Source organism: Prosthecobacter sp. (assembly GCF_044222345.1).
Taxonomy (GTDB): Bacteria; Verrucomicrobiota; Verrucomicrobiia; order Verrucomicrobiales; family Verrucomicrobiaceae; genus Prosthecobacter.
On the sequence record NZ_JBGANL010000145.1, the window covers coordinates 1 to 3,378 of the forward strand.

4 protein-coding genes are annotated in these 3,378 nt (G+C 60.5%); 1 reads left to right on the forward strand and 3 read right to left on the reverse strand.

The features are described from left to right. Positions 1-136 precede the first annotated feature (136 nt). A complete protein-coding gene (locus tag ACILSL_RS27350) occupies positions 137-508 on the reverse strand; it encodes a hypothetical protein (RefSeq protein WP_395735244.1) in 372 nt (123 codons plus the stop codon). A gap of 266 nt (positions 509-774) precedes the next feature. Between ACILSL_RS27350 and ACILSL_RS27355 the strand changes: the two genes are divergently transcribed. After that, on the forward strand, positions 775-1,041 hold the full coding sequence (locus ACILSL_RS27355; protein ID WP_395735245.1) for a hypothetical protein: 267 nt from the start codon (positions 775-777) through the stop codon (positions 1,039-1,041). A 54-nt stretch (positions 1,042-1,095) separates the two neighbouring features. Here the strand turns inward: ACILSL_RS27355 and ACILSL_RS27360 are convergent, their stop codons facing one another. Both ACILSL_RS27360 and ACILSL_RS27365 read right to left on the reverse strand, forming a co-directional pair. Beyond that, complete coding sequence (locus ACILSL_RS27360; protein ID WP_013248484.1) at positions 1,096-2,361, reverse strand: AmpG family muropeptide MFS transporter; 1,266 nt, start codon at positions 2,359-2,361, stop codon at positions 1,096-1,098. 92 nt (positions 2,362-2,453) lie between these two features. Beyond that, positions 2,454-3,296 (reverse strand): formate/nitrite transporter family protein, encoded by an 843-nt coding sequence (locus ACILSL_RS27365; protein WP_395735246.1) that lies wholly within the window; start codon positions 3,294-3,296, stop codon positions 2,454-2,456. Positions 3,297-3,378: the final 82 nt, after the last annotated feature.

Sequence of the window (3,378 nt, forward strand, 5' to 3'; positions counted from 1 at the left end):
ATGGGGATAAGCTGGTGATAGCGCCGACGCCAGATTTGATGCTGGTTTTATGCATTTTCCGAAGAGTTATCCACAGCGATCCGGAGGCTGTGGAAGGAGGTTTTTCACAGTGAGGCGAGAAAATTTCTGGCACAGGCTAAAAAGCCATCCGACCGACCTTTAACGTCGCCTCCTCCACCCCTCGCAAGGGCACAAATTGACCGGCCACACCCAGCACCAATACCGGTTGGTCCAGCACATTGGTTTCGAAAAAACTGAGGAGGCCCCAGTTGTTCCTCGTGCTGTTCGGCCGAACGACGCCCTCCACGAGTTTGGGGCCTTGTGCGCGAAAGACGGCTTTGATGAGGTCGCGATCGTGGCGCGGCCCGGACTGGTCCATCTTTTCAATTTCGGCCACCAGGCGGGCCTCGACAAAATGCACATAGGCATCCATCGTCGGATTAGTCGCCGCCAATCCCACGGCAACCAGCAGACTTCCCACCAACCAGGCCAACGTCAAATTACTCATCGTCACTCTTTGCTGAGGGCAATGCGCACAGGCTTCCTGTCCGTCGAAACCACAATCCGGCGGTTTGACAGATTGGACCTCATCCGTTTAGCTTACGCCCGATTTCTGAGGAATGGAACCCTAACCCGGACTTGAGAGCAACCCCGGCAGGCTTCGGTCTCAACGCCTCGCGGCGGCATTCGTGAATGGTCCGGGTCGCCTGATTCGATCGCACTGGTTCTACGGTAACGGAAGGAGCGCCTATGTTCGTGTGGAGTAAACGCCTGGTGACAGCCCTCCTGGCAGGGTTCGTCCTGCTGATCGGAGTCTTTCTCATACAGGGAGAGCCGGAGTCGGCCAGCGGCTTGAAGATTCACACCACCCGCTGGATGGCCGTGAACTACATCGGTCTGCTGGTATGGGTCTTCATCTGGATGTTCGATCAAGCCCGCGTGCGGGGGAAAAACGTGTTGCTCTGGCTGCTGCCCTTCGCGCTGGCACCGCTCCCGACCCTGATGTTGTTCATTTTGTTTTTACAGAGGAAGGTGAAGTAGGAGGAGGCAACTTCATGACCTGCCCAGGCCCATACTGATCGCAGTATCCAGCTGTCAGCAGGGAACCTCAGCTCCCGCTCTCCCTGCATTCAGTTCCCCGTGCTGAGTCACCGGCTTGCGGAGCACCCACAGCAACCAAAGGCCGGGCAGCGCGGCGAGAAAGGTCACGAAGAAGAAGGGTCCCCAGCCGGCGAGCCCCACCAGCTTTGCAGCGGGCCAGCCGAGAAAGACCCGTCCGAGGGCTTCAACGGAAGACAGTAAGGCAAACTGAGTCGCCGTATAGCGGTGATTGCAGAGCGACATGACCAGTGCCACGAATGCCGCCGTGCCCATGCCGCCGGTGAGATTTTCGAATCCGACGGCGAAGGCCATGACCGCATAACTCTTCCCCGCCCAGGCCAGCCACAAGAACGACAGGTTCGACAGCGCCTGTAACAGCCCGAAGACCATCAACGATCGAAAGAGGCCTAACTGCGGCATCAAGCCGCCGCCGATGAAGGCGCCGAGAATCGTCGCACCGATACCGAAGGCCCGGACCAGGCCGATGTCCTCGGACGAAAACTCCATCCCGCGCAGCAGGAACGAGGTCGTCAATGCGCCGGCGAAGGCATCGCCCAGCTTGTAGAGCACGATCAATCCCAACAACGCCAGCGCCATGGGGCGAGACAAAAATTCAGACAGGGGTCCCCAAACCGCCTCCGCCATCGACTGCGGGGCCGCCCTCGCCGCCTCCGGTTCCGGGATCATGAGAATGGTCACGATACCCAGCGCCATCAACCCGGCCATGCAGAGATACGCCGAGGACCATCCCAGACGTGCCGCGACAATCAAGGCCAGCGAGCCCGACGCCATCATTGCGATGCGATACCCCATCACCCAGGTAGCCGCGCCCAATCCCCGCTCATCCGGTTTCAACAAGTCAGTGCGGTAGGCATCAAAGACGATATCTTGCGATGCAGAGAGAAACGCCACGCCCAACGCCAATGCGGCAAAAATCTGGGCGCCCGAGCCGGGCCCGATGAAGGCCATGAACGTGAGCGCCAGCGCAAGGCCGGTCTGCGTGACGATCATCCAGCCACGGCGGTGACCAAGCCAGGGCGGCACGATGCGGTCCATCACCGGGGCCCAGAGAAATTTCAACGTATAGGGAAGGCCGACGTAGGCGAAGAGGCCGATCGTGGTCAAATCCAGGCCGGCCTCGGTGAGCCAGGCTTGAAGCGTTCCACCCGTGAGGGCCAGCGGCAACCCGGAGGCGAAGCCCAGGGGCAGCATGATGCCAAGACGTGGCGTGAGAACGGCGCGCAGGGTCGCTCGATTCATGAGATTGAAGGAAACCGGGAGATCACGAGGTGCAGCATACCACCGCCGCGCCTCCCCTGCGCATCAGAATCGAGAATTTTAAGCGAAGTGAGTTAGGAGGCCGGCTCTGTCCGGAGATATACAAACCAGTAGACCAGTGCAACGAGCACCGTCCCGCCGATGATGTTGCCGAGGGTCACCAACACCAGATTGCTCAGAGCACCCATCACGGACAGGGGTGCCGATCCGCCGGCGGCCAGCGCGATGCCCAACGGCAGGAAAAACATGTTGGCCACGGAATGTTCGAAGCCGCAGGCCACAAAGGCCGTAATCGGGAACACAATGGCAAGAATTTTATCCGCCACGCTCCGGGCGCCCATGCACAACCAGACCGCGAGACAGACCAGCACGTTGCACAGGATTCCGCGGGCAAAGGCTGACACCGGATCCAGCGCGATTTTGCCGCGGGCGATCTGCACCATCGTCTCCCCGACGGCCCCGTCTGCCAATGTCTGCACGCCCGCAAGCAGGACCAGTAGCGCCGTCCCGCCGGCGCCGAGCAGGTTCCCCAGGTACACCCAGACCCAATTCCTCACCACCTGCCGCGTCTGCACACAACCGACGGCCCAGGCCATGGCGATCAGGTTATTCCCGGTGAAAAGTTCCGCGCCTCCCACGACCACCAGCACGAGCCCCAGACTGAATGTCACGCCTCCCGCCACGCGCAATAATCCGAACGGCAACCCCGGTCCGCTTTTCCCGGACGTCATCGTCACGGTGTAGAAGAGCGCGCCCAACGAAATAAACGCGCCTGCCAACACCGCTAACGCGATCATGGTGGGCACAGGAGTGGTGACCTTGGCGAGCCCCACCTTGCAGACTCGTGCCGCAATCTCCGGTGGCGGGTAGGCGTCGGCAACAGGATTGATGGCGGCAGGAGTGGGCTCTGCGGTCATGTGATCAACATCACTCGCATGGGGGTAGCAGGAGTTCCAGCCGGCAGGACTTTCTCGATTCGCACCGTCGAAACTTTATACT

Excerpts from the sequence above, each read along its gene's own strand:
- ACILSL_RS27360 (WP_013248484.1), bottom strand. The coding sequence starts at position 2,361 with ATGAATCGAGCGACCCTGCGCGCCGTTCTCACGCCACGTCTTGGCATC.
- ACILSL_RS27365 (WP_395735246.1), bottom strand. The coding sequence starts at position 3,296 with ATGACCGCAGAGCCCACTCCTGCCGCCATCAATCCTGTTGCCGACGCC.
- ACILSL_RS27350 (WP_395735244.1), bottom strand. The coding sequence starts at position 508 with ATGAGTAATTTGACGTTGGCCTGGTTGGTGGGAAGTCTGCTGGTTGCC.